We start from the raw sequence: 26970 nt of genomic DNA, 5'->3' as shown, positions 1-26970 counted from the left end.
CAATGTTTGCTTGAAGTATAGCAGGGAGTAGTTTTGATCTTGAGTAAGAGCGTAAATTGCATCGAGTAAGATTCACCTTCATTTCGTAACTTTAGCAATTCATTAAACTTGGAACAATGGACAATAAAGGTAAAGGCTTGAATACAATTTGTACACACGTGGGAGAATTGGAGGATACCAAATATAAAGGCGCGGTTTCCCCCTTGTATATGAGTACTTCGTATGCGTTTGATGATGTAGATGTTAAGCGATACCCAAGGTATTTCAATACCCCCAACCAAGAAGGTCTTTGTAAAAAAATCGCCGCATTGGAACATGCGGAGTCGGCCTTGATATTTGGAAGCGGAATGGCCGCGGTAAGTACGGCCCTCTTGGCATTCCTTAGGGCAGGGGACCACATTGTTTTACAACAGACCTTATATGGGGGCACTTATAATTTGGTGACCGAAGAGTTCGATAAATATGGTATTTCCTATTCCTTTACAAAAGGATGGGAGCCTAAGGATTTTGAGAACGAAATTAGGGAAAACACCAAGGTGCTTTATATAGAAACACCCTCGAATCCCTTGTTGACAATAACCGATATGGAAGGTGTGGCCGCCATAGCGAAAAAACATGGCATCGTTTCCATGATCGATAATACATTTGCCAGTCCGGTGAACCAAAATCCGATAGATTTTGGCATCGACGTGGTCATTCATAGTGCCACCAAATACATGGGCGGTCATTCGGATATCTGTGCGGGTGCCGTAGCCTCTACCAAGGAACATATGCATCGCATATTCCATTTGGCCAAAAACTTTGGAGGTAGCCTTAGTGATTACACGGTTTGGTTGTTGGAAAGAAGTATAAAGACGATGGGGCTCAGGGTCCGAGCCCAAAACGAAAATGCTTTGGCAATGGCCCAGTATCTAGAAGCCCATGTTGATATTGATGCAGTGTATTATCCCGGGTTGACCATCCATAAGGACCATGAACTTGCCAAGCGGCAAATGAAAGGCTTTGGGGGAATGCTTTCTTTTGAATTGAAGCCCTATTTGGATGCCTCGCTTTTTCAGAAATCCCTAAAAATGATCAAATCCTCCATGAGTTTGGCAGGTGTGGAAAGTACGGTACTTTCACCAACCCAGACGAGCCATGCCCTGATGAGTGCCGAAGTAAGGGCAGAACAAGGCATCAAGGATGGGTTGATTCGATTTTCAGTAGGAATCGAGGAGCCGGAAGATCTAATTGCGGATATTGAATATGCCATTAAAAAAGTCAAGAAAGAGACTAAAACGACCGTTTGATATTTTTAAAAATCCAAAAAGGCACTTATAAATGAAATTAGATATTTTGGTATTTGGGGCGCATCCAGACGATGCCGAACTTGGTGCGGCCGGGACCATAGCCAAGGAAGTCTCCAAAGGCAAAAAGGTAGGCATTGTGGATTTGACCCGAGGTGAGTTGGGAACTCGGGGTACCGCGGAAATTAGAGACAAGGAAGCGGAAGATGCAAAAAACATTCTGGGTGTTTCAGTCCGGGAGAACCTTGGTTTTAGGGACGGTTTCTTTATAAATGACGAGGCACATCAATTGGAGGTCATTAAAATGATCAGGAAGTACAGGCCTGAAATAGTCCTATGCAATGCCGTAAATGACAGACATATTGACCATGCTAAGGGAAGCGAATTGGTGAGCCATGCCTGCTTTTTAAGCGGGCTTTTAAAAATCGAGACCCTTCTTAATGGTAAGGCCCAGGAAAAGTGGCGACCAAAATTGGTATATCATTATATCCAATGGAAAAACCTAACCCCTGATTTTGCGGTGGATATAAGCCAGTTCATGGAAAAGAAAACAGAAGCCATTTTGGCGTATTCCTCCCAGTTCCATGACCCAAAGAGCAAAGAGCCGGAGACGCCCATCAGTAGTAAAACTTTTATTGAAAGTGTTAAATATAGGGCTCAGGATTTGGGGAGATTGATAGGGGTGGATTATGCCGAAGGTTTTACGGTAGAGCGTATGATGGCCGTAGACTCCCTTGATTCCTTGATTTAGGCCGTTTTCTTGTACTCTTTTTTTGCTTTTGGTATGGAGAAGTAAAAGCTGGATCCTTTGTGGATGGAACTATCCACCCAAATGTTGCCATGATTTTTTTCAACCATTTCCTTGCAAAGTGACAATCCGAGTCCGGTACCTTTTTCATCATTGGTGCCGTAAGTGGAATGTGAGTTGGACTGGTCAAATATTTTTCCAATGGTTTCCTTGCTCATACCTACACCATTATCGCGTACAACAATTTCCCAGTGTCTGGCTTTTTCGGCTGCGCTTATGGTTACCATACCGTCCTTAGGAGTGAATTTCAAGGCATTGCTTATCAAGTTTCGGATCACAATATCAATTTGGTCACTATCGCACCAAGTCAGTGTGTTGGACTCTATTCTGTTGATAAGCCTTATGGATTTATTGTTTGCTACTTCTGAAAGCAAGGCTATATTTTCGTTAACTATACTTTCTATGGCCGTGATTCCAGGTTTCGTCTGGGCCCCATTCATTTGGGTTTGTCCCCAAGAAAGTAAATTATTGAGCGTAAAGGCGATATTATCTATATCCGATTTCAATTTGGGTACAAAGCCTAAAAACTCTTCCTTGGACATGTCACCTTCCTTAAACAATTTGATCAGCCCTTGGAAAGCTCCAATGGGGCCTCTGAGGTCATGACCAATGATTGAAAAAAGCTTGTTCTTGGTCTGGTCGACCTCGTACAAATACTTTTCTTTTCTTTCTAAATCTTCTTGTTTTAAAATAAGTTCCTTATTCAACTCCTTCTGAATTTTAGCATTACGTTTAATTAGGGCTGTTATGAACAAGAATATTATTAAAACAATTAAGGTGGCATATACATATTTTTTCTGTTTGGCCAACGCCTCCTTATTTTCAAGGATTAACTGCTCCTTCTGCCTCTCATACGCTATTTTGGTTTTTAACATCGTAAGTCCCTTTTTACTTTCCTTTCTGGAAATTTTTCCGGACACCTCATTGAAAATTTCATGGTACTCTAGGGCCATTTTATAGTCACCTTTATTCTTGTATATTTCATACAATAATTCAGCACCTTCCTCTATTCCTGATAAAACATCCAGATTTAAGGAATGGTCGTAAGCCTGCTGTGCATATATTGTTGATATACTATCATTTCCCAATTTCAGATGCGCTTTTGCCATTCCCGTCAAAAGCTGTATTTCCTCCCTTAAATCGTCTAACCTATCGTGAAGGATTTCACTTTGAGCATACCAATATAAGGCCCATTTATTCTTCTGCTGTTTTAAGTACACTTTACCTTTTACCTGGTATGCATAGGCGAGCCAATCCCTGATTCTGTTATCCTCAAAGGTTTTTATGGCACTATTTATATTGAACATGGCAAGTTCCAATTTTCCCATATCGGCATAGGCCGAGGCCATATTGCTCATGGTTTCAGCCATGATGATTGCATCTCCTATTTTTTCGTTGATTTTTTTGACCTTTTCATAATAGAACATACCTTCTTCAAAATCCTTTTGGGAAATATAGAGGTTGGCAATATTTTCGTTGATTATGGATAACATCTTTTGATTTTCAAGATATTCTGCCAGTTCAATACATTCAAGGTATTTGCTTAGGGCAAGGTCATAATCACCCCTATAGTCAAATTGTTCGCCTATGGTATTGAGAATTGTTAAGCGTAAGGTATCGTCCTTTTCAACAAAACTGATATCCAAGGCCTTTTGCAAATTGCCCAAGGACTCATCATATTTGCCCTTGTCTGAATAAAATGTTCCTAAACCTAGGTAAGCATTTGCCTTACCGATTTCATAGCCTATTTTCTCACTTATTTTAAGCCCTTCCTCCGATAGTGATTTAAGGCTGTCCAGATTGAAATACCGCTGCTCTAGACCTAATTCCAATAACAATTCTACATACTCAGTATTTTCTTTGGAGGAGTTTTGATACTTTGAAATTTCAATCAATAGGGAATCCTTGTAAGACATTTGGGCAGGCGCACCATAAGTAAAGAAAATAAATAGTAGAAGCACTCCTCTTACATAAAAGGCTTTGCTGTCGTAGTTCTTAAAGGTTTTAAATTTAGAAATCACCTGAATTTGCTCATACAAAATGTGAATTTACAATGCCTTTAGCACATGTCTCATTTTTTGTTGTGAACTATCAATTTTTGTGTGTTTTATCTTGAATTTATGTAATTCGTCGATAGTTTGAAATTTCTACAACCAAATATTATTTATATTACTAATAAAGTAAAGCCTTTAAAGATAAAACGAAAATGCATCCTAAAGTTGGATATTTTAGGTGATTAAGTACAGGGCCGCAAACTTACTTTGAAAGTTGTGCCCTTATTTATTACACTTTCCACCCAAATATCACCGTTATTTTTTTCGACCATTTCTTTGCAAAGCATCAGGCCAAGACCAGTACCTTTTTCGTCGTTCGTACCAAAGGTTGATAAATGTTCCTTGTAGTCCCATATCTTTTTAATATCGTCTTCGCTAATGCCAACACCGTTATCCTTAACTTTAATCAACACCTTGTCTTTTGATATTTCTCCATCAATTAAAATTTTTCCGCCTTCATGTGAAAATTTAATTGCATTGCTTATTAAATTTCTAAAGACAATTTCAAAATGGTTCAAATCCATTTTGGCACATAAATTATCTGGTATAGAGTTGATAAGTTTAATTCTTTTGTTTTTTAGATTTTCATTAAAAATCTTGGAGATATCTTCGACTTCATTTCGTGCTAGAAGATTTCTTGGTACCATACTTGATCCCTTCATTTGTGTTTGACCCCAATTCAAAAGGTTGTCCAAAGTAAAATGAATATGTTCAAGGTCCTTCTGTAATTTAGGTCCAAATCTCCTGAACTGACTTTCACCATTTTCTTCATTTAGGGAGACATCCAACAAACCCTTCAACGATATGATAGGGCCTCTAAGATCATGACCCACAATGGAAAACAATTTATCTTTTGTTTGATTTGTTAGGTGTAATTCTCGCTCGTTGTCGGCAAGAATGGTATTTAGTTTTTTTCTTTTTTTACTGGATTTCTGAATAAAAAAAATAACGACTATTGCCAATATTAGTGATACCAATGACCAACCTATGTATTTTTTTTGAGTATTTATAGTGGCCAGATTGGTTTCTTCAAGTCTTGTCCTTTCCTCCTCAAAGGCCAACTTTGCCTTTAGCATGGAGAGATTGGTCTTATTTTGTTCTTTGGAAATGGAGTCAGAGTAGGCTTCGGCACTTTCCAAATATTTAAGGGAGTCTTCAAAATCACTTTCATACTTTGCCAACTTATAGAGTATGCGAGAACACTTTTCCAGGCCAGATCTTAATTTAAAGGATTTGTATAAGTCTAGGCTTTTAAGGGCAAATTCCTTCGAAAGGGTATAATTACCTAGTTCGTAATGAACTGATGCAAATCCAAAATATAAATCCGAAATACCTTTTTTATCCCCACTTTTCTGATATTCCTTTTCGGCTTTTTCATAAAATTCCAATGCTTTGTCATATTCCTTATTTAAACTAAATACTTCACCGGTAGTCAGATAATTGAACGCAATGATTGTTGAAAAGTTGGTTTTTTTTGCAAGTTCAAGACCTTGCTTTAAATAATCCTTTGCTTTATCCAAATTATTTTTCCGCATATTCAGATAGCCAAGATTTGATAGAATAATACCATGGATGTGAACTGGCGTCTCTTGATCGATAACTTTTCTTGCAGCGTCATAATAAAGCATTGATTCGTTATAATCTCCCAATAAAAGGAACATTGTTCCCAAATTGTTGTTAATACGAACCAATTCGTTTAAATTTTTGGTTTTTTCAGCCAAATAATTGGCCATGAGGAAGTTTTGAAAGGCCTTTGGATGATCTGATTGTATGAAGTGGGCTTGGGCAATATCATTATATATTTTTATGCCCAAATCTGGGTATTTGGACAAGCTTGGATGGTTTGAAATTCTTAAATTTATTTCCAAGGATTTCTTGCTGTTTCCTTGATACAACTCGTAGCTGGCCAGATTGTATGTGGAATACAATACACCTCTTTCATAGTTGATTTCCTTGCTTAGCTCCAAAGCCTGTAAGGCGATTATTTGAATGGAATCAGATTTTCTATAGCGCAGTTCTTCCGCTCGTTTGTTGAGCTCCAAAATATAAATCGTGTCCTTAAGTATGGAAGGTATCTTTTGTGAGTATACGGCTATGGAAATAAATAGGAACAGAAATGTAGTTTTAAGCATTTTTGAACTTTTCATCCTGTTTAATAGTTAAATGGTTTTTGATACGTGTGTGAACGAAAAATACTAAAATTTTACTTTTATTTTATTCTTGAACGTATATAGAGTTTGTAATAGATTGGCTTTTGATTACTGTCACTATGTAAAAATCAGTTAGAAAGTAAATTCACCATCGTATTTATTTGTCAATTTCTCCTACACTAGTGCACAAGTTATTGATGGTTGAATTAAAACTTGATAGTATTAGTATAACTTAATCTTTTTGTACGATCAACAATATTTTAAAGTAGTTTTTCTTTTGATAAGTAGAAGAAAAAAAATTACCTTTGCCACCGCTTATAAATGGTGGTTGTAGCTCAGCTGGTTAGAGCGCTGGATTGTGGTTCCAGAGGTCGCCGGTTCGAACCCGGTCTTCCACCCAAAAAGCATTTTAAACTCGCCCTGTACATGATATGTCCGGGGCTTTTTTGTATCCTGAATGTAGGGTGAGAAGCCTGTGCCGAGCAAGGAATCCATTGATTCCGGCTGAGGTGAACCCGGTCTTCCACCCAAAAAGCATTTTAAACTCGCCCTGTACATGATATGTCCGGGGCTTTTTGTATCCTGAATGTAGGGTGAGAAGCCTGTGCCGAGCAAGGAATCCATTGATTCCGGCCGAGGTGAACCCGGTCTTCCACCCAAAAAGCATTTTAAACTCGCCCTGTACATGATACGTCCGGGGCTTTTTTGTATCCTGAATGTAGGGTAAGAAGCCTGTGTAGAGCAAGGAATGCCCAGATTCCAGTCTTTACTTTTTAAAAGAAAAAGGCCGATAATAACTATCGGCCTTTAACTTAAATCTTAAACTTCCTTAATCTGAAGCCTTATCGACAACAACGGGATTGGCCCTGTTTGCCAATTCCCATGCCGTATAGAAAATCAGTCGGGTTCTGTTCTCCAATAAATCATAGTTTATTTTGTCCGGAGTGTCACTAGGCCTGTGATAATCGTCATGTGTTCCGTTAAAATAGAAAATTATGGGAATGTTGTTTTTGGCAAAATTGTAGTGATCGCTTCGGTAATAAAATCGATTGGGGTCGTTTTCATCGTTATAGGTATAATCCAATTCCAATTGGGTGTATTTGGAATTCACTTCCTCGGAAAGCTCATGTAGTTCCGTACTCAATTTATCGGAACCAATGAGGTAGATATAATTTCTATCCCCATCCCGCTTAGGGTCTATTCTTCCCACCATGTCAATGTTCAAATTCGCAACTGTCTGGCCTAGGGGAAAAATGGGCTCTACATCGGTGTAATATTCAGAACCCAAAAGGCCCTTTTCTTCTCCGGTCACGTGCAAGAAGACCACAGACCTACTCGGTCCATTTCCGTCTTCCTGAGCTTTTTTAAAGGCTTCCGCAATTTCCAAAAGCGCCACGGTTCCAGACCCGTCATCGTCCGCGCCATTGTTGATCTCGCCCTCATCGGTAATTCCTATATGGTCCAAATGCGATGAAATGATAATATATTCATTGGGTTTCTTGCTTCCCTGTATAAATGCCACTACGTTCTCCGAATCTACCTCCTCGTTGGAACTTTCAAATGCCAATGTTGCTTTTGAGTCCAATTCCTTGGGCTTATGGTCTGTTTCTATAGATGGTAAAATCGCTTTTGCCAACGTACCATCAATAAACAGACTTGAAAAGTCATTTTCCTGTAGGTCCTTAAGGCTCATTCTGCCACTATTACTGTTTCGCATATAGTCGAACCGACTTTTAAATCTTGGGTAATTATCGGCATCGTAGTAAAGTACGCCAATAGCTCCCTTGTCTTCGGCCAATTCGAAGCGTTTTCCAAGTGATTCCGACATATTGCTCCAAATCGATTTTTCAGAGGTACCGGAAATCGTGTACGTACCGTCCGAGTTCATGGGCTCCCCGGTTTTCATCAATACCAACTTGCCGGCGATGTCCATTCCCTGGAAATCTGAATAATTTTCTTCCTCGATACCGTATCCTACATATACAATTTCATTGTCCCCGGATTGGGCTTTTGAAAAGGTAAGTACGTGCTCGCCCAAAAGATAATCGGAAGTGTCGATGCTTAACTTGCCAACGGGGATTTGGCTGATTTCAATGGGTACTTTCTGAAAGTAATCGCCATTGGACTGGGCGGGAGGAATCTCCAAATTTTCATATTCCGCCTTTAGATATTCAATGGCCTTTTTTTGTCCGGGTTGTCCGGTTTCCCGGCCTTCAAATTCATCGGAAGCGTAAATGTACAAATGCTCCTTCAATTCAATTTCTGTAATGGTTTCCGCATAGACTTTAGGGTCGACGGGTCCTTTTGAAATGGTTTCCGTGCTTACTGTCTTCTGTGAGGAATTACATGCGGCCAAAAGGCCCGCCACCAACCAAACTAATTTTCTCATACGTTTAAATTAAATGCGACATATTGATTCTTAATTGCCTCCTTTGGAAGAGGAATTTAGTTAATCACTCAAATCCCTCGATGAGGGTTTCATAGGTATTTTGTGAAATTTGTCAAAAATAAGGAAAAGTGGGATATGGAATATGATCAGCAAGATGAATCGGCCACTATCTTCCAATCCCCATTAATTCTTTTGAAAATAATGAGAAAGGTCCCTTTGGCATCCCCAACTTCCCGGGTCAAATGATATTCTCCCATCACCCAATAGGCATCTTTGTTTATTTTGGAAATATCCGCAATTTTGAATTGGAGTTTGCCCGTATGTGCTTTTGAAGGATAGCGCAGGTTATAATTCTCCAAGGTTGTCTCCCAGCCCTTGGAAAGTTTGGCACCACTGTAAAACTTAAGGGAGTCGCTCTCCCAGTATCCGGCCATAAAACCCTCAATATCACCGTTGGACCAGCTAGTTTGTTGGTCATGTAAGATTTTTTTGATTTGGTCGATGTCCTCCGCATCGTTGCTAGTTTCAGTGCAGGAAACGAAAATACCTAGAGTGATGGCAAGTAAAAAGTACTTCATAATAGTTGGATTTATAAGTCAATATAGAAAATAGAATTCAGTATCTTTAAGGGTAACCTTTTTTATTTTTGACCGATGCAAATTAAGGATTTGGCAGAGCGACATTCGCTCATCTCAGAACTTTTTAAATTCCCCAAAACAGCGGATGAATGGGAGGCTTATAAACTATCCGAAGCCCAATTGACCCATTACGAGGAATATGGATATGTATCCGGCATCAAACTGTTGGACGAAGGGCAAATTTTACACTTGCAAAAGGAATTAGACGAGCTTATGGATCCCAAACATCCTGCACACTCGCTTTTTTACGAATTTCACAGTAACGAATCCAAGGACCAGGATTCCGTATTGTTTCATTCCCTTGGGCATTGGAGGATTACGGAAGGCTTTCATGATGTTCTATGGAATCCGGCGTTTGTAATGGCGGCATATCAATTGTTGGGTAATAGGGCAGTTCGTTTTTGGCACGACCAGCTTTTTTACAAACCTGCAAAGCACGGTGGGGTAGTGGCCTGGCACCAAGACTATTCGTATTGGACACGCACCGTGGCCATGCAACATTTAACCTGTTGGACAGGTCTGGACGATGCCACCGAAGAAAACGGGTGCTTGTATTATGTGCCAAAAAGCCACAATTGGGGATTGCTGGATGCCCCTGAACTTGCCGGAAACATGGAGGGGCTTTTGGACTATTTGACCGAAGATCAGCGCAGGGAATTTAACCCTGTTCCCATTCCCATGAAGAAGGGCTATGCCACTTTTCACCATCCCTTAATGGTTCATGGTTCCTATGAAAACAAATCGAATAGGCCTCGAAGGGCCTTTGTCCTCAACGTTTTTGCAGATGGCACGGTAAGCAATACCAATGATGAACTCTTAAAGGGTGTCCCGCCTATTTCAAAGGGGCAGAAAATGGAGGGTAAGTTTTTTCCGCTGCTTTTTGGTTAGGTGAAGCTTTTTGATTTTTCCTTCGTCCTTTTTTGTCGTAGCCTGATTTTCTTTTGTATCTCCTCCGGGTAGTTATTGGAAGTGTCTTCGGCCTCCAAAATGAGCAATTCCTGCCCTTCCTGGGGTTCTTTTAGTTCATCGGCATGGCATCCTAGAATAACCGCTGCCGTATTTACCCCAGAATGGCTTGCCCCGGCCACACCGTGCGATAAAATACTGGCACCGCATAGATATAGGTTTTCTATCTCACTTTTGGATTTGTATGCAAAAGGTCCAATATGCTTTAAGCTTTTTTCCGTTCCGTAGACATTTCCTCTTGTTGTATTGATGTAATATTGGTTGGTAATTGGGGTGCCCAATTCTTGGTGCACGATGTGCTTGCTGATATTCGGGACCACTTTTTCCAAACCTAAAATCATTTTTTTGGTGAGTTCCTCCTTAAACCGTAGATATTTTTCCGACCGTTCGGCGCTTTCCTCCGCAAAAGGCTCAAATGTCCTGTAGTCTATAAAGGTGATTACTTCCAGGCAATGGTGCTTTCCATCAAAACTTGTAGGGTCTTTCAAGGTGGTACAACTCACGAAAAGCGCCTCGAAAAATTCGACCTTTTGAAGGTCCGATTTCATTATGCCGTCATAGTAATCATCCATATCCCTATCCGGTAAAACCCAAATATTTCCGGAGTCCAAACCGGCCTTTCGCACATCCATATCCACCGATAGAAACAACATGAGCGAAGTGCATGAATAGACCGTTTTTTCCAGTTTTTTTCGAAGCTTTGGGCTTAGGTGCTGCTTCCCGATGAGTTGGTTGTACGTGATGCCGACATCCGCATTGGAAACAATATGCTTCCCGAAAATTTGCCTTCCATCGGCAAGTTCCACTCCGGTAGCTTTCTTGTTCGTTTCGCCTTCGATCAGTATTTTTTTAACGGAGGTGGAAGTTTTAAGGACACCTCCATATTCCTTGAATTTGTTGGTCATTGATTTTACCAAGGCACCTCCGCCACCCATGGGATAGTATCCTCCATTAAAATAGTGGTACATCAAAGCTGCATGAAGAATAAACGCAGCTTTCTTTGGCTGAACCCCGTGGTCGCCACATTGAATATTTAGGACATTTTTTAAAAGTGGGTCTTTGATATGCCAATTTATGACCCTTTTGAGACTGAACAAACCGTATTTGCCAAAATGCCGGGTTCTGTACGGAATGGTCAATTTTTTCCAAAAACCCTTTATGTAAGGTAACGAGTAGAGTTCCTCGCTTACCAGTCGGATTAGCTTTAGGTATTTTTTGATTCCTTTTTTTTCCTTCGGAAATCTGTCAATCAATCGGTTTTCAAGTTCTTCGGGATTATCGGGAAAATCAAATCGGTGGTTTCCAATATGCACATGTTCATAAGCATCGGGATTCATCCTAAAAAACACCAAATCATTGGCAATGCCCAAACCTTTGTACAAATTACTGGTAGATTCACCTTCACCTACCAACCCAATGTAATGTACACCCGGAGTAAATCGGTGTCCCTCCAGATAAAAGCTATGGCACCATCCTCCGGGTACGTCGTGTTGTTCCAACAATAGGACTTTCTGTCCGGCCCTGGCAAGGCATAAAGCGGTGGTCAGCCCCCCAGCACCAGAACCTATGATGATGCTGTCCCAGTTTTGGGTCGATATATCCTCTTGTAAATCCTTTTTTTTCAAGGGCTATTTTTTCAAGGCTTTCTGAATGGCTTCCTCCACTAAAGGCTCCATGACCTTATATCCTTCAACGGTGGGATGGACTTCATCATCTGCATATTTTTTTGGCAATCCGTTCCTTTCATCCGCCATTTGAGAGAAATAATCAAGATAGACATGCCCTTTTTCTTCGGCATAGGCCTTTATCATTTTGTTAAGTTCCACAATTTTTCCGGCGGGTTCCAACCCTGGTTTCCAAGGATAATCATACGCCGGCAAGGTAGATGACAATACCACTTTAATATCATTGGCGTGTGCAATTTCGGCCATGCCCTTGATGTTGTCCATGATCATTCCCAATGTGGACGGTCCCGTGTTCCCGGCAATATCATTGGTTCCGGCAAGGATGATCACCACCTTTGGATGAAGGTCCACCACATCCTGCCGAAAGCGAATCAGCATCTGGGGCGTCGTCTGTCCACTAATGCCCCTGTTTACATACGGTTTTCCCTCAAAGAATTCCGGTCTGGAATTCAGCCAACCAATGGTGATGGAATTGCCCATGAAAACGACCCTATCTTCATTTTCTTTGGGGGCTTCCAAAGATCCATTGGCCTCTTGGAACATTTTTAAGTTGGCCCAATCCTGAGCTAAAACCGTGTGCTGGGATAAAAAAGTGGCAAGGATTCCCATAAGCAAAAACTTGAAATTTTTCATTTGTAAGTTATTGATTGTGATTGTGTTGAAGTTTTCTTTTTTCGTCCGATGTCAAAGGAAGCGTATCCAAGAGCTTTTGAAGGTTTGGCCGTTGAACGGCCAAGTACAGGACCAAACAAACGGCTACGACCAAAGGCAAGGCATTACCGGATGTATTATACGCGACTATGGCCAAAAAAGCGGGGCCTTCCAATAAGGCATATTTAACGATCCATGCGGACTGATATCTTTTTAATTTTTCCTCCAAAGGCATCGTTTTATCTATGGCAGAAATCTGATTTCTAAAAATAAACTGACTCCCAAAATAACCTGCGACGGCCACAATGGGAACGAGGTATAAAAATGGATTTGATTCATCCATTTGGGCATTAAATTCCCCTGAGCCTAAATAGGATAGAAGTAGAAAAACCGAAACACCGGCCACCAAGGCCAGGTGAATTATTTTATTTGTCCTTAAATAGCTTTTGATCTCCAAGACGTTGAATAAAGCCCTAAGATACTATTTTAAACTAAAGTTTTAATGTAAAGTGATTCGGGATAGCTTTTGGTACACTAGTAAGGTCAAAGGTGATTTGTGAAGCCCTGGGGAAGTATGTACTTTTTGATTATCGGATAAAAAACCGTAACAAACCAATGCTTTCTATATATTTGCGGGGTATGAGAACATTTATACTTTTTTTCTGTGTCCTCTTTTTTGTATTAAAAGGTTATTCCCAAATTGGAGAGGATAAGGTACTTCACTTTGTGGGCGGCAATCTTTTTGGAATGGTAGGGGCAGGGGTTGCCAATCAAATATCAGATGGCAATAGGGCTTGGACTTTTGCCGGATCTATAGGCGGAAGCTTACTCATAGGCTTGGCAAAAGAGGGCATTGATCAAAACCAATATGGTGGTTGGGACAATTCCGATTTATTGGCGACCGTCCTTGGTGGTGTTAGTGTAGGTGTCACCATCGATGTTTTCAAACAAAAGAAAAAAAGAAAGCGAGCGCAACTTTATAGAGAGGCCATTGGATTTAAAATTGAACATGATCATTTTCCAATGGATTCTATTTCCCCAGCTACCTCGCTTTCCGTTTTGGCAATTTCGCCAAGTGTTCTCAGCGGCGAATACTAGTATTTTGCACTTTTGCCGTTTGCTTGCGTGTTTTTGATGAATTCACGAATGTCATCATTGGCCTTTTGCAAATCCTCCTTACGAAGGTACATCATATGACCGGAACGATACCCCTTAAAACTGAATCGGTCTTTCATTCTACCACTGGGGTCCACTTGCCACATCAGATATTTTGCATTGAAATACGTAGTGGCGCCATCGTAATATCCGGATTGTACCATGACATTCAAATACGGATTTTGCGCCATGGCCTGTCTTAGGTTCTCACGGGTATTCTCATCTGAGTTGTCCCATGGATGCACCGGACCGAACATATTGTATTTGATGTCGGTCTTAAATTTTAATTCCTCCTGCAGATAGTAATTTATGGCGGGGGTAAAGCTGTGGAGCCAAGAGGTAAGTTCAGAATTATAATCGGGTCGCATGCCCATCAACTGTTTGTCCATTCCCAAATACCTGGAATCCAATCGCCCAACGGTATATCCTCCCTTTTCCTTCAACAGATTTTTCCAAAAGAATGAAGTAGGAACGGACAGATTCTGGTCCAAAATATCTTTCGCTTCCAATCCGGAGTAATAGGCCATTTTTTCGGCAACCGCAGACCTTTCCGCATTCGGTATAAACCCACCTTTCGCCAACGCGGGAATCAAGGTGTTGATGGTATATTCTTCTGATTCGGGTAAAATTTCAAGTAAATCCTTGTTTTGCAATGTCGGGGGTAATGCCTTATGATGCCATGCAGCTGCCGTATAGTAAGGCAGGTTCATCGCTTCGGCAACGGGTCCGGAATTTCTGATGATTTTATAATCGGCGGGCGAGACCAGGATTACCCCGTTCAAATACATCCATTGTGCGTTTTGCAATTCCAGGGAAAGCCCCATTACACGGGGACCACCATAACTTTCCCCAATAAGGTACTTTGGGGAACGCCATCTGTTGTTTCGCGTAACAAAGGTGTTGAGCCATTCTGCGAGGTATTTGATATCGGCATTGATGCCAAAGAACTTTTTACGGTCCACCTTATCGCCTGTTTCCGGAATCGTTCTGGAATACCCAGTGTTCGCGGGATTTACGTAGACCACATCGGTTACATCCAAAACGGAATATGGGTTTTCCTTAACCCCATAAGGTTGCACGGGATATCCCTCGTCATCAATGTTCAATATTCGGGGGCCTGTATAGGCCAAATGCATCCATACGGAACCGGAACCAGGCCCGCCGTTAAATGAAATCAATAAAGGTCTGGCCGCACGGTCCTTGACATTGTTACGGGTATAATAGGTATAATGCAAGGAGGCAATGGGATCGCCATTTTCGTCCCAAACGGGCTGAGTTCCCGTTTTTGCGGTATAATCAATGGAAGTCCCGTTTATGACAACGCTATGTTGGGTGGTAACTACTGTATCCACTGGAAGTTCCCTTCCTTGGGCCTTGGATTGAAAGTGAAATAATAAAATTAGGATGGTGGGTAAAAATAATCGTTTCATAGGTTCTTTGAATTAGTCTTCTAAAAATAACCATTATATGTATATATCTCTTTCTACACGATCCAAAATTCAACTTTATTCTTAGTATATTTAAAAGTGTATCAAATTGATTAATCATTAAAGGAAGGAAATGAAACCATCATCGAGGGCTTTGTTACAATAAGTTAAAGACCTATGTAAAAGGAAATTTTTAAGAATCGAACTATTGACCAAATTTTAAACGCATGAAAACATTCACTCGTCGCGACTTTGGATGGACCCTTGGAAAAGGAATAACGGCCACGGCATTATTGGGCAGTACCAGTCTGGCCTGTGGCCAAAGCGCAAAAAATGAAAATAAAAAATTGGGCGTGGCCCTAGTGGGCCTCGGCAGCTACAGTACGTATCAATTGGCTCCGTCGTTGCAAGATACGGAGCACTGTTATCTGGCGGGCATCGTTACCGGGACCAAGGAAAAGGAACAAGTTTGGCAAGATAAGTACGGGATACCAAAGGAGAACACCTATAATTATGACAATTTTGATACGATTGCCAACAACGAGGATATTGATATCGTATATGTGGTGCTACCAAACAGCATGCATGCAGATTTTAGCATTCGTGCAGCAAAGGCAGGGAAACATGTTATCTGAGAAAAACCCATGGCCATTAGTGTGGCCGAATGTGATGCCATCATTGATGCCTGTAAAAAGGCCGGTGTGAAACTTTCAGTTGGCTATCGAATGCAGTCCGACCCGTATACCAAGGAGGTGAAAAAGTATGTGGCCGAAAAAACGTTTGGCGATGTTCATTTTGTTTCCTCCCATGCTGGATATATTTCCCGGGGCAATCCGGACCAATGGCGATTGAACAAGAATCTATCGGGTGGAGGGGCCTTGATGAACATGGGGGTATATTCCATTCAGACCAGTATTTACGGATGTGGGGCAAACCCTTCTTCGGTTTCGGCACAGGAATTTAGTACCAGACCCGATTATTTTAAGGATACGGATGAGACCATCACCGCCCAATTCGAATTTCCCAATGACGCTGTCGCCCATATGATGACATCGCACAATGCCAATGGAAATTGGCTAAAATCACATTGCAGCAATGGTTGGTTTGAATTGGATCCTGCCCATAGCTATGGGCCTATCAGCGGTAGAACATCCAACGAAAACGTCATCAGTTTTCCCCACCAAAGGCAGCAGGCCCTTCAAATGGACGATTTCGCCAAACACATACTCATGGGAACACCAAATGTGGCCCCTGGGGAAATGGGGAAGAGGGACATGATTATTGTGGAGGCTATCTACAGGTCTATTGCTGAAGGCGGAAAAAAACAAATGCTGGATTTGGGCAACATGGGCATTGTTGGTTAAGCCATTATCTCGTTAATTTATAACCGGTCTATTTAGCAACGGTCATTTTACATTAAATTAAAGTCCTAACATTAAGGAAAACTAATCGTAATACATTCCTAATTTTAAGGACACCTTATAACAAGGTACTCGTTATAGTTTTGGACTATTCATAACCTGAAAACTGTAACGAAAATGAAAAAATCAAAAAATGTATTGTTTAAAATCTGTGTACTTTCCCTGCTTGGGATTGCGGCCGTTAGTTGTAATCCAGAGGACGGAATCGATGGTATGGACGGTCGTGACGGCATCGACGGTGTTGACGGAAGGGATGGGGTGGATGGTCAGGATGGCGAGGACGGCCAGGACCTTACCATTGCGGAAATGGTACCTTTGACCAGTTCTGTAGTGCCTGATGATGTTTTTGAATTGAAAGGTTCTTTTGCAAGTTCCGCCAATCTAAAAATGATTCTTTCTTCCGCTGATATCTTGGCATCGGATTCCACCTTTGTTTACGGTTCCTATATGGACGGTGCCGCTTTGTATCCCTATGGAGATGGTACGTACGCATTTATTAACAATCTGGAGGCCGATTATTCCATTGCCCGAATCCGGATGAACTCGAATTTAGAGCCCATGGAAGGGGATTACATCGTCAATTCAACGGCCACTGCCTTTACCGCTATGTGTTCCGGTTCTTCGGTAACCGTTGAGGAACATGGATTTGGGCCCTTGTACCTTTCCGGCGGTGAATGGGGAGGAAACGCCAAAGGCGTCTACAAAGTAAATCCTTTTAGAGCCGCTGAAAATAGGGTAGAGGCCGAAAGACTTCCTGCTATGGGCGAGTGGTCCACGGAAAATGCCGTGGTAATCGGTAAGGATGCCTATCCGTCCCAAACCGTTGTGTTTATGGGAGATGATGATAGTAATAATACCTATCCACAAGCACATTTTGGAATGTACGTAGGTTCCAGAGGAGATTTGTATGGTGGGAAATTATATGTATTGAGAGGGAAAAACCCTGTGGAATCCGCTCCCGGGGCTGGAGGACAATTGTTTGAAATGGGAATGGCCGAAGACATCGAGTATGATGTAGAATGGGTGGAAGTTACGGAAAGAACTTTGGCCGAATTGAACCAAGAGGCCATCGATTCATCTGCGATAGGCTTTCAGCGAATTGAGGATATCGACTGGAGAAAGGGTTCTGCCCAGGCCAATAGGGAAGTTTATTTCAATGCCACCGGAAGGATTCGGGGCGATAACCCGGACCTTAACTTGAGAGGGACCGGATTTGGTAGGGTATATAAATTGGAACTCAATCCAGATAATCCTACCGGTGACGCCAAATTGACCGTTATGGTGGATGGTGATTTGGAAGGCGGAAAGGGTGATGGAATGCATTCTCCGGATAATATTTTGGTAACCGAAAACTATGCCTATATCCAAGAAGACCCCAACGGTTATGCCTCTTTAAATTCCGATATTTCCGGATTTGCAAAATTATGGCAATTGGATTTGAATACCGGTGCCTTTGTAGAGGTCATGGAGTGTAACCAGACAGTTGCGGCAGGATTCGGTTTGGGAACTACTACCGACATGTGGGAAATAACTGGTCTAATCGATGTGACCGATGTAATTGGTGCTTCCGAGCCAACATTTATGGGCGGTGCTCAGGTACATGGATGGAATTTTAGTACGACTCCAGAAACTGCCGTTCGGGCTGACGGATTGAAGTTTGTGGATCCAACGGCCATCGATGAATCCAGTGCTACCTTGGAAGGTTCCTTCCTTTTTAAAGTAACAGGCTTACCTAGATAATCGGATTTAGAATTTTATTCAAAGGGGTTTCTTTTGAAAGGAACCCTTTTTGTCTATTTAAAAATTGAATTAAAATGGGAATAAAAGATATAGGATTGATTATGGTTTCCACATTTGTGTTGATGATTTCATGCAAAGGGGATATGGAACCTAAATTGTTGGCTTCAAATGACATGGAATCCGCATTTAATGAATCCATACGAGCGCATTACTTCACTAGTTTGGATAGCACGGCGCAGTTTATTTCACAAATGGATACCTTAAACTCGGTAGAGGCCAATCGGGAATTATTTGTAAAGTCTAGAGAATGGTATAAGAGGGTAGAGCCCATGCTCATCGCTTACGATTATGAAAATTACCTTTCCATGAACGCTCCAAACCTAGTAAAGGTTGAAATAGACGATTACCAGGATGTCAAGGTTTTGCAGCCAAAGAGTTTTCAAGTATTGGAGGAACTTTTGTTCGCCGAAGAGGGTTTTTCCAACAAGGAATTGAATTCGGTATTGGAATATTTAAAGGTGCGCATACCTTTTGTTAGAAAGAATCATATCCTGATCAACCAAAGAGATCGACATCACCTTAAGATGATTCGTGATGCTGTTGTTAACATTGCGACCAAGGGCATTACAGGCTTTGATTCCCCCATGTTGTCCAATTCCTTGAACGAGGCGGCATACAATTACGAAACCCTTGCCAAGGTTATCGATATTTATGAAAATGCATTCAACGACAAATCCCTCTATAATCAATGGAAGACCGAAATCGCCTTAGCAACAAAGGATTTAAATGCTTCCGATTTTGACAGTTTTGACCGATACGCCTTTATAAAAGATCACACCAACAAACAATTGGAATTGATAAATCTAACGGCCAAAGATTGGGGGATTACCATGAACACGTCCCGCACTTTAAATCCTTCAATTGCCAATCTTTTCGATAAAGACTTTTTTAATATGAAAATGTTTTCGGAACAACGGAATCCACAAATGACCCAAGATCGCATTGAATTGGGAAGAAAACTCTTCAACGACCCTTCTTTATCAAGTACTGGAACCATAAGCTGTGCCTCGTGTCATATAAAGGAGAAAGCCTTTACGGACGGACGGAAAATAGCAATCGGCATTAACAATAAAGAGCTTCAAAGAAACACACCTACGTTAAGTTACTCCGCCTATCAAACTTCGTTCTTTTACGATGGTCGTTCGGATGGTCTGGAGGATCAAATCGTAAACGTGGTGAACAATGAGGACGAGTTTCATATCGATTTAAAACTTTTGGAGCAAAAAGTTCTAGCGAATGCGGATTATAAGATTCAGTTCGATTCCTTGTACATCGGGACCATTTCCGACCTGAATGTACGAAACGCCATTGCGACGTACATACGAAGCTTGGCTCCTTTCGATTCCAAATTTGACCGAAATATGCAGGATTTGGAAGCATCACTTACGGACGAGGAAATAGAAGGTTTCAATCTTTTTATGGGCAAGGCTGCATGCGCCACATGTCATTTTCCCCCTGTTTTCAATGGTACGGTTCCTCCCAAATACATGGAAACCGAATTTGAAAATTTGGGCGTACCCAAAACAGATGACTTTGACCATCCTGAATTAGATGAGGATATGGGACAATATTTTCCATACAAGGTAGCTGAAAAACGTAATTTTTTTAAAACTTCTACCGTTCGAAATAGTGAATTGACAGCGCCCTACATGCATAATGGCGTGTATGACAACTTGGAAGAAGTCATCACCTTTTACAATGTAGGTGGTGGACAGGGAATGGGACTTGATGTTCCCAACCAGACCCTTCCTGCGGATTCCCTGGGGTTGACGGACAACGAATCAAAGGCCATTATCGCATTCTTAAAAACCCTGACCGATAGGGAATTTGAAACCGTGAACTAGAATTTTTCAAAAACACCCAAACCAAAAAGGGCAAAATCATATTTTACGGGGTCAACGGGATCAAGTTTTCTTAAGTTCCTGTCCAGTTCGGCCAATGCTTTGGCATCGTTCTGTTTGCGTTTGAGCAGTTTTAGTTTGCGGGCCACGTTTCCGGAGTGTACATCCAAGGGACAGGACAATTTGGAAGCTGGTATGTGCTGCCATAATCCAAAATCCACTTGGGTATTGGCATTACGCACCATCCAACGTAAATACATATTGATTCGTTTTGCCGCGGAACCTTTCAAGGGGTCGGAGACATGTTTTGCAGTGCGCCTCTCGAACGGAAGTTCAAAGAAGCGTTCTTTAAAAAGGGAAATGGTGGGTTGCAAAGAGGTTTTACCCTGGTTTTGGGTAAAAATACCTTCAAGTCCCCCGTGATTTTCATAAATGTTCTTGAGGCTTCGAATGAAATAAACCAAGTCATTTCCATTGAAGGTCCTATGAACGAAACTTTCCAAAGCATCCAAATCTGCCAGCGTATGATTCAGTACAAAGTCATAGGGGCTATTGCCTATTAAATCCATCATCCTTTGGGCATTGTTGATGATGCTTTTTCGATTACCCCATGCAATGGTCGCCGTTAGGAAACCACTGATTTCTATATCCTCTTTTTGGTTGAACCGATGCGGAATTTGAATGGGATCTGATTCCAAGAATTTGGGATTGTTGTATTCGATTACCTTTTGGTCCAAAAATTCCTTTAGTTCCTTTTTGTTCATTCGATGGGGATATCTAATAGTTGGAACACTAAAATGGGCCCGGCCAATACGAAATTGTAAAGGGCGTGAAGTAGTATGGAATAAAGTAGGCCGAATCTGACCCGGGCAAACCCGAGTAATAGTCCCGCAGCCAACTGTGGTGCGACTAGAATAGGGGACAACGCCAGGTTTTGAAGGGTCATTTCATAGTTGGAAATGTGCATAAACCCGAAGCCTAGTGTCAATACATAAAAAATGAACGGGAAAAACTTGGAATGCTTGAACCATATCATGGGCCCTCGAAATAGCAATTCCTCAAGGACGGGAGCGCCTACGACCGCGAAAAACAATAGGTAGACCAGCGGGTAATTTTCTAGAAAATCGTCCATAGCATGTTTTCCCAAATCCAAATTGAAGAGGGTTCCCAATAAACCAAGGAGGAAGCTCAAGAGGATACTTAGTGCAATGGCCAATACCACCAATTTTAGTACATATCTGAGTTTTTCTGAGGTGTTTAGGGAATTCATTTCCTCGTAAACGGGTTTTTTAAGAAAGAATAGGATTTCCTCGAACATGGAATTAGGAAAGTATGACTTCTTTGTCCACAATTTTACCGTCCACCATGGTCAACTTTCTGTCGGCCATTTCCGCGAGTTCCTGGTTATGGGTAACGATTACGAAGGTTTGTCCGAATTTCTCACGAAGCTCAAAAAAAAGATTGTGGAGGTTGTCCGCACTTTCAGAATCCAAGTTACCACTGGGTTCATCGGCAAAAATGATGGATGGATTGTTAATCAATGCACGTGCCACGGCCACTCTCTGTTGCTCGCCACCGGAAAGTTCGGAGGGTTTATGGTCATAGCGATGCGATAGTCCAAGAAAATCCAACAGCTCCTTGGCTCTTTTTTCCGCCTCTGATTTGGGCGTTTTTTTTATAAACGCCGGCAGGCATACATTTTCTAAGGCCGTAAACTCAGGTAAAAGTTGATGGAATTGAAAAATAAAACCGATGTGTTCGTTCCTGAATTTGGCCAGTTCCTTGTCGGACAATTGGGTGGTCTCCGTTCCGTTGACAATCAGGGTGCCATCGTTGGTGTTGGTAAGAACGTCCAAGGTGCCTAAAATCTGTAATAGTGTTGTTTTTCCGGCACCTGAGGCACCCACTATAGAAACGATTTCGCCCTGTTTTATATGGAGGTCAACACCTTTTAACACTTCCAATTCCCCATAATATTTATGGATGTTCGTGGCTGTAATCATATCATGGATTATTGAAGTGGTGAAAATAAAGAATGGGGGTCAGATAAAAAAATCCATCGGACATTTGAGAAAGTATTTGCAGTAGGGAAACGCACACTATAGAAATATTTGATTTCGGTATTCGAATTTTAACGATATATTGGCTTGAATTGATGTATCAATGAATATTTTTGTTCAACGAATATTTTAATTTATTAAACATAATAAATGGCGCCATATAGAAATTTAGAGGAATACAACATGGAAATCACCGATGGAATCAAGGAAAAATTTGCATCGGTAATCGATGAAATAGGGGAGGACAAAAGTAGGGAAGGACTCTTAAAAACACCGGAAAGGGCCGCTAAAGCCATGTTGTTTCTTACGCAAGGCTACAAACAGGATGCCGAGGAAATTTTGAAAGGGGCTATGTTCAAGGAGGATTATGACGATATGGTCATTATAAAGGATATTGAACTTTATTCTTTGTGCGAGCATCATATGTTGCCATTTTTTGGTAAGGCACACATCGCCTATATTCCAAATGGACACATTGTTGGACTTAGTAAAATTCCACGGATAGTGGATGTTTTTGCCCGACGATTGCAGGTACAGGAACGACTTACCCATGATATTCTGGAATGCATCAACAATACGTTGAAGCCCAAAGGTGTGGCCGTGGTTATCGAGGCATCCCACATGTGTATGATGATGCGGGGTGTCCAAAAGCAAAATTCCGTTACTACTACATCTGGTTTTAGGGGGCAATTTGAAAAAATTGAAACCAGAAATGAATTCCTAAAATTGATCAGCTCAGACCTTTCGTAGTTTCAAATTTTGGCATTGTTATTGTTATTTTCCGTAGGTTTTTTAAATTTATGTCATGTCAAAATCTACGGATAAAAAATACAAACAATTATTCCTAGGGCTTCTGTTCGATGCTATTGGAATGCTATCCTTTGCAATTCCATTTGTGGGCGAGTTTTCTGATGTCATTTGGGCCCCTTTATCGGGTTGGCTTATGACACGTATGTACAAAGGAAAAATTGGTCAGGCTGCCGGGATCATTACCTTCATTGAAGAGATTATTCCTGGTTTGGATATCATTCCAACGTTTACCATTATGTGGTTTTATACGTATGTGTTCAAGTCGGCCAAAAATAGAAAAACCATAGAGGTATAATTTCTTCCGAAATTTTAAAAAGATGTAACTTTAGGAGCAAATCCACGCATCTTGAAAAGAAGAAATTTTGTTAAAAAAGCCAGTTTTGGAGGCTTCTCTGCCATCGTTTTAAGTGATATCGTTTTTAAGGATTTACTTCCGAAAGACTATGTTCCATTGGCTTTCCAAAATCCTGACCCTTTTAAAATGTTCCATAAGGACCCTGAAATGGTCCTACTTAACGATAAGCCTTGGAATATGGAAGCTAGGGCCCACTTGCTCAACGATGCCATCACACCAAACAAATACATGTTCATACGGAACAACGGCATTGTTCCAGAATCAATTGACGCGTCAAATTGGACCTTAACGATTGACGGTGAGTCGGTCAAACAGGAAAAAACATATACGCTCGACGCGTTGAAATCAAAATTTAAAAGCCATACCTATCAATTAACTTTGGAATGTGGGGGCAATGGGCGAAGTGAATTCGATCCTCCTGCCAAAGGAAATCAGTGGACCGTAGGGGCGGTATCCTGTGCCAAATGGACGGGGGTACGGTTGCGGGATGTATTGGAGGATGTCGGTATAAAATCCGATGCGGTGTACATAGGATATCATGGCGCCGATCTGCATCTCAGTAGGAACCCCAATCTGGAGCCGATTTCCAGGGGGGTTCCCATGACCAAGGCCCTGCAGGATGAAACGCTAATTGCCTATGCCATGAACGGTGAGGATATTCCTTTAGTACATGGCTACCCATTGCGATTGGTGGCCGGTGGCTGGCCGGCATCCGTATCGGGTAAATGGATCAATAGAATCAGCGTGAGAAATAAAATCCATGATGGTGAAAAGATGGAGGGAAGTTCGTATAGGGTTCCTTGTGAAACCGTTGCTCCAGGAGATAAAGTGGCGGATGAGAACATGTGCATCATAGAATCCATGCCCGTAAAATCCTTGATTACCTCTCCCAAATCAGGTGCGATTATCGAGTTAGGCTCCAATTTCCGATTATCGGGCCATGCCTGGGCCGGTGAGCTTGCCGTTTCACAAATGGAGTTCTCCATAGATTTTGGATCATCATGGCAACCATGTTCCTTAAAGCGACCTGTAAACCGATTGGCATGGCAGCGCTTCGAGGCCGCTGTGAATTTTCCCAAAAAGGGATATTATGAGGTATGGGCCCGAGCTACGGATAGTGAAGGAAAAAAGCAACCGATGGTCCTCCCAGGATGGAACCCAAAGGGATATTTAAACAATGCCTGTCACAGGATTGCCGTTAAAGTGGTATAGGACAATGAACATCTTTTAATGAAGAAAAAACCGATAATTCGTTATGTCACCATTGCCGCTTTTTTGATGCTGCCTTTGGGTGCAGTTTATTTGTATAAAAAGCAATCTGAAAAGACCCAAAATGAGGATTCCTACGAGGTAGGAGATGAAAATCTTGATGAAATTGTGGACGGTATTCACGTGAGAACCGGATTGGTTGCTGCCGACGGACTACAGGAGGTGATTACCAATTGTACGACATGCCATTCTTCCAAATTGATCGTACAAAATAGAATGGGAAAGGAACAATGGAACGCAACCATCCGTTGGATGCAGGAAACCCAAGGTCTCTGGGATTTGGGAGATAATCAAAAAATAATCGTAGACTATTTGACTACAAATTACCCTGTTTTCAAGAAGGGTAGGAGAGCCGCATTAAGGGATATAGAATGGTATACCTTAGATTCGGATTAATTCCTAAATCCAATCTAAAAAGATGTAAATGAAAAAAGTCTTTCCGTTACACCGGAAAGACTTTTTTACAACATGAACAATTTTTAGTGCTTGTGGTATTTAAAATGCTGATGGAACCAAAAGTGTGTTTTATTCCACTGTTAGGGTAAAGGTTTGGGCAATATCGGTTTCCCCACCGGCATCGGCCAAGGTACCATCGTTTGGTTTTTTAGGCTCATGACGTAACGTAATTTGTAACGTGCCATTTCCTGCATCACCTGTGGTCAATGAAAAATTTATTCCTACAGGATTGCCATCGCCATCCAAATCTTCATATTCTACACCTGTAATTGCACCAGAAGTAGTAAAAAAGAACTGATGCTCCTCATCTTCTTCTTCAACCTCTTCGGTTATATCCTCCGCTGGAGTTTCCGTTTCGTTCAGAAGCTCTATGCTACCATTATAAGTGGCATTGGGCGCCAAGCTACCAGAAACGGTAATCTCCGGCGCGTTGGGTCCATCACCATCCAAATCCTGGGATTGTAATGTAATGGTTCCGCCGGCTCCCATTAAGGTTACGTTCATAGTGGTAATAGTTTCCTCTTCATTAACCGGCTCGGGATTATCATCGTCATTGTCACAGGACACAAAGCCAAATGCAACGAAGCATAGTAAGAGAATTGATTTGATAGCGCTGTTGTTGTTTTTCATTTTAGATTTAATTGAATTCATAGTCATTTGTTTTAATTAATAATTATAGATTATTCTTAGATTAATGTTCCTCCCCATATCATCCGCAAAATACCGTAGCCTGTTCAAATAATCCCTGTACGAGGTATTTAACAGGTTGGTCGCACCCAGCCCTACTGTTAAATCGTTTTCGTTTTTTAGCGAAAAGGATTTTTCCGCGTTGAGGGCAATTAAATGATATGCCGGTGGTGGGGTATTTATGTCCAAAAGCAGATTTTGTTGTTGTTGTGGTGAGAAGACGGTGATGTTTGGGGGAAATCTTTTTTGCTCGAATACGAACTGACTTTCCATGCCAAACGTAAAATTGTTCCACGAAGGAATTTTAAATTCAATACTATTGTTCAAGTTTGCCGCCGGAATATTGATCAATGGGATATCGGTACTGATATCGGTGCCTCGAACCCAAGCGAATGTATGTTCCGAACGTATATTAGTGTTCCAGTTATTATATATGGAGACGTCCAATCCATACAATAAAGCATCCGTTTGCCTGTAGGACCAAACGGGAAAGGCTCCTCTAATGGTGAATTCTGCGCCCGTTGGTTCCAGTAGTATAAAATCCTTGATGCTATTGAAAAATGGTGCAATCGTATATCCCCAATTCTGGGCATTTCGCTCCAAGGATATGGAAACTTTGGAGGACTTTTCACTGTTGATGCGCAAATCGCCCAATTCAATCCTTGCCGCCGAATGGTGAAGGCCTTCGCTGAACAGTTCAGATGGATTTGGCGCCCTTTGCGAATAGGCATAGTTTACCCTCAACAAGTTTTCGCCGTCCATTTCAAAATTAAGGCCGGTACTTGCGGAAACATTATGAAAATTGAAAATTGGATTTGTGAGGATTTGTGTCCCCAAATCCTCCAATACGATATCACTGAAATCCTGATCATACCCGCTTTCTTCCCATCGACTGGTACGATAGAATTTTTTGGCGTTTATCCTGTTGAAATCATACCGCAAACCTGCATCTACTGTCCAAGACTCATTCAAGCTATATTCGGCCACGCTATAGGCACCTAAATCATACTTGTCGTAATCAGGAATAAGTCTTCTAACGCCCGTGTCTGGATTGGCAAAGTT

The 26970-nt window shown here is 41.5% G+C and carries 25 protein-coding genes and 1 tRNA gene; 13 read left to right on the top strand and 13 right to left on the bottom strand.

All coding sequences use genetic code 11. The annotated features are described in order from the left end of the window. Positions 1-116 precede the first annotated feature (116 nt). Together F0361_RS14345 and bshB1 are read left to right on the top strand one after the other, a co-directional pair. Entirely contained in the window at positions 117-1289 is a 1173-nt protein-coding gene (locus F0361_RS14345) for a trans-sulfuration enzyme family protein (RefSeq protein WP_154919552.1), read from the top strand. A 31-nt stretch (positions 1290-1320) separates the two neighbouring features. Further along, the gene (gene bshB1, locus F0361_RS14340) at positions 1321-2037 is read left to right on the top strand and encodes a bacillithiol biosynthesis deacetylase BshB1 (RefSeq protein WP_154919550.1); all 717 of its coding nucleotides are present in this window, start codon (positions 1321-1323) and stop codon (positions 2035-2037) included. Here the strand turns inward: bshB1 and F0361_RS14335 are convergent. Both F0361_RS14335 and F0361_RS14330 read right to left on the bottom strand, forming a co-directional pair. Beyond that, entirely contained in the window at positions 2034-4115 is a 2082-nt protein-coding gene (locus F0361_RS14335; protein ID WP_246160902.1) for a tetratricopeptide repeat-containing sensor histidine kinase, read from the bottom strand. The genes bshB1 and F0361_RS14335 overlap by 4 nt on opposite strands. A gap of 215 nt (positions 4116-4330) precedes the next feature. Then, positions 4331-6280: a tetratricopeptide repeat-containing sensor histidine kinase gene (locus F0361_RS14330; RefSeq protein WP_161598243.1), complete on the bottom strand. Its 1950-nt coding sequence runs from the start codon at positions 6278-6280 to the stop codon at positions 4331-4333. Between the two features lie 341 nt (positions 6281-6621). Here F0361_RS14330 and F0361_RS14325 point away from each other — a divergent pair. Then, positions 6622-6697, top strand: a tRNA-His gene (locus F0361_RS14325). Positions 6698-7127: 430 nt separating this feature from the next. Here F0361_RS14325 and F0361_RS14320 read toward each other — a convergent pair. Together F0361_RS14320 and F0361_RS14315 are read right to left on the bottom strand one after the other, a co-directional pair. Then, entirely contained in the window at positions 7128-8687 is a 1560-nt protein-coding gene (locus F0361_RS14320; RefSeq protein WP_154919545.1) for a M28 family peptidase, read from the bottom strand. Between the two features lie 146 nt (positions 8688-8833). Continuing rightward, on the bottom strand, positions 8834-9265 hold the full coding sequence (locus F0361_RS14315) for a YybH family protein (RefSeq protein WP_154919543.1): 432 nt from the start codon (positions 9263-9265) through the stop codon (positions 8834-8836). A 75-nt stretch (positions 9266-9340) separates the two neighbouring features. On the opposite strand from F0361_RS14315, the gene F0361_RS14310 reads away from it, so the two are divergent. After that, positions 9341-10213, top strand: coding sequence for a phytanoyl-CoA dioxygenase family protein (locus F0361_RS14310; protein WP_154919541.1), 873 nt, complete (start codon positions 9341-9343; stop codon positions 10211-10213). On the opposite strand, the gene F0361_RS14305 is transcribed toward F0361_RS14310, so the two are convergent. From F0361_RS14305 to F0361_RS14295, 3 genes are read right to left on the bottom strand one after another with little or no spacing between them, the layout of a single operon-like run. Further along, a complete protein-coding gene (locus F0361_RS14305; RefSeq protein ID WP_154919538.1) occupies positions 10210-11916 on the bottom strand; it encodes a phytoene desaturase family protein in 1707 nt (568 codons plus the stop codon). The two genes, F0361_RS14310 and F0361_RS14305, sit on opposite strands and share 4 nt — an antisense overlap. A gap of 3 nt (positions 11917-11919) precedes the next feature. Beyond that, on the bottom strand, positions 11920-12609 hold the full coding sequence (locus F0361_RS14300) for an SGNH/GDSL hydrolase family protein (RefSeq protein WP_154919536.1): 690 nt from the start codon (positions 12607-12609) through the stop codon (positions 11920-11922). A gap of 7 nt (positions 12610-12616) precedes the next feature. Further along, positions 12617-13084, bottom strand: a complete 468-nt coding sequence (locus F0361_RS14295; protein ID WP_154919534.1) for a hypothetical protein — start codon at positions 13082-13084, stop codon at positions 12617-12619. A 182-nt stretch (positions 13085-13266) separates the two neighbouring features. On the opposite strand from F0361_RS14295, the gene F0361_RS14290 reads away from it, so the two are divergent. Beyond that, on the top strand, positions 13267-13725 hold the full coding sequence (locus F0361_RS14290; RefSeq protein ID WP_211361176.1) for a hypothetical protein: 459 nt from the start codon (positions 13267-13269) through the stop codon (positions 13723-13725). Here F0361_RS14290 and F0361_RS14285 read toward each other — a convergent pair. Beyond that, on the bottom strand, positions 13722-15212 hold the full coding sequence (locus tag F0361_RS14285) for a S10 family peptidase (RefSeq protein WP_154919532.1): 1491 nt from the start codon (positions 15210-15212) through the stop codon (positions 13722-13724). The genes F0361_RS14290 and F0361_RS14285 overlap by 4 nt on opposite strands. Positions 15213-15436: 224 nt before the next feature. Here F0361_RS14285 and F0361_RS18910 point away from each other — a divergent pair, with 224 nt between their 5' ends. The 4 genes from F0361_RS18910 to F0361_RS14270 all read left to right on the top strand — a co-directional run bounded on the left by F0361_RS18910 (position 15437) and on the right by F0361_RS14270 (position 20274). Continuing rightward, positions 15437-15844: a Gfo/Idh/MocA family protein gene (locus tag F0361_RS18910; protein WP_246160901.1), complete on the top strand. Its 408-nt coding sequence runs from the start codon at positions 15437-15439 to the stop codon at positions 15842-15844. A gap of 9 nt (positions 15845-15853) precedes the next feature. Continuing rightward, a complete protein-coding gene (locus F0361_RS18905) occupies positions 15854-16573 on the top strand; it encodes a Gfo/Idh/MocA family protein (RefSeq protein WP_246160900.1) in 720 nt (239 codons plus the stop codon). Positions 16574-16747: 174 nt separating this feature from the next. After that, positions 16748-18370 carry an alkaline phosphatase PhoX gene (locus tag F0361_RS14275; RefSeq protein WP_161598242.1) on the top strand — a complete coding sequence of 541 codons (1623 nt, stop codon included), beginning with the start codon at positions 16748-16750 and terminating at the stop codon, positions 18368-18370. A gap of 74 nt (positions 18371-18444) precedes the next feature. Next, positions 18445-20274 carry a cytochrome c peroxidase gene (locus F0361_RS14270; protein ID WP_154919528.1) on the top strand — a complete coding sequence of 610 codons (1830 nt, stop codon included), beginning with the start codon at positions 18445-18447 and terminating at the stop codon, positions 20272-20274. Here F0361_RS14270 and F0361_RS14265 read toward each other — a convergent pair. The 3 genes from F0361_RS14265 to F0361_RS14255 are packed head-to-tail and all read right to left on the bottom strand — an operon-like array spanning position 20271 to position 22274. Continuing rightward, positions 20271-21035: a TIGR02757 family protein gene (locus F0361_RS14265; protein WP_154919526.1), complete on the bottom strand. Its 765-nt coding sequence runs from the start codon at positions 21033-21035 to the stop codon at positions 20271-20273. The two genes, F0361_RS14270 and F0361_RS14265, sit on opposite strands and share 4 nt — an antisense overlap. Continuing rightward, positions 21032-21589 carry a CPBP family intramembrane glutamic endopeptidase gene (locus F0361_RS14260; RefSeq protein ID WP_154919524.1) on the bottom strand — a complete coding sequence of 186 codons (558 nt, stop codon included), beginning with the start codon at positions 21587-21589 and terminating at the stop codon, positions 21032-21034. The genes F0361_RS14265 and F0361_RS14260 overlap by 4 nt, the downstream gene beginning before the upstream one ends. Positions 21590-21593: 4 nt before the next feature. Then, complete coding sequence (locus tag F0361_RS14255) at positions 21594-22274, bottom strand: ABC transporter ATP-binding protein (RefSeq protein ID WP_154919522.1); 681 nt, start codon at positions 22272-22274, stop codon at positions 21594-21596. Between the two features lie 207 nt (positions 22275-22481). Here F0361_RS14255 and folE point away from each other — a divergent pair, with 207 nt between their 5' ends. Genes folE through F0361_RS14235 form a run of 4 tightly spaced genes read left to right on the top strand, consistent with a single transcriptional unit; the run spans position 22482 to position 25161 of the window. Further along, positions 22482-23081, top strand: a complete 600-nt coding sequence (gene folE / locus F0361_RS14250) for a GTP cyclohydrolase I FolE (RefSeq protein ID WP_138258097.1) — start codon at positions 22482-22484, stop codon at positions 23079-23081. Positions 23082-23136: 55 nt separating this feature from the next. Then, on the top strand, positions 23137-23436 hold the full coding sequence (locus tag F0361_RS14245; RefSeq protein WP_138258098.1) for a hypothetical protein: 300 nt from the start codon (positions 23137-23139) through the stop codon (positions 23434-23436). Positions 23437-23487: 51 nt separating this feature from the next. Next, positions 23488-24708, top strand: a complete 1221-nt coding sequence (locus F0361_RS14240; RefSeq protein ID WP_154919520.1) for a sulfite oxidase — start codon at positions 23488-23490, stop codon at positions 24706-24708. 18 nt (positions 24709-24726) lie between these two features. After that, the gene (locus tag F0361_RS14235; protein ID WP_154919518.1) at positions 24727-25161 is read left to right on the top strand and encodes a monoheme cytochrome C; all 435 of its coding nucleotides are present in this window, start codon (positions 24727-24729) and stop codon (positions 25159-25161) included. Positions 25162-25290: 129 nt separating this feature from the next. On the opposite strand, the gene F0361_RS14230 is transcribed toward F0361_RS14235, so the two are convergent. Both F0361_RS14230 and F0361_RS14225 read right to left on the bottom strand, forming a co-directional pair. Next, positions 25291-25872 carry a type 1 periplasmic binding fold superfamily protein gene (locus F0361_RS14230; protein WP_246160899.1) on the bottom strand — a complete coding sequence of 194 codons (582 nt, stop codon included), beginning with the start codon at positions 25870-25872 and terminating at the stop codon, positions 25291-25293. 15 nt (positions 25873-25887) lie between these two features. Then, a partial coding sequence (locus F0361_RS14225) for a TonB-dependent receptor (protein WP_154920286.1) occupies positions 25888-26970 on the bottom strand: 1083 nt, incomplete at its 5' end.

Origin of the sequence: Maribacter flavus (assembly GCF_008386635.1) — a bacterium.
Taxonomy (GTDB): Bacteria; Bacteroidota; Bacteroidia; order Flavobacteriales; family Flavobacteriaceae; genus Maribacter; species Maribacter flavus.
Note: the sequence above shows the minus strand (reverse complement) of the source record. Positions and strands in the feature narration are given on the sequence as shown.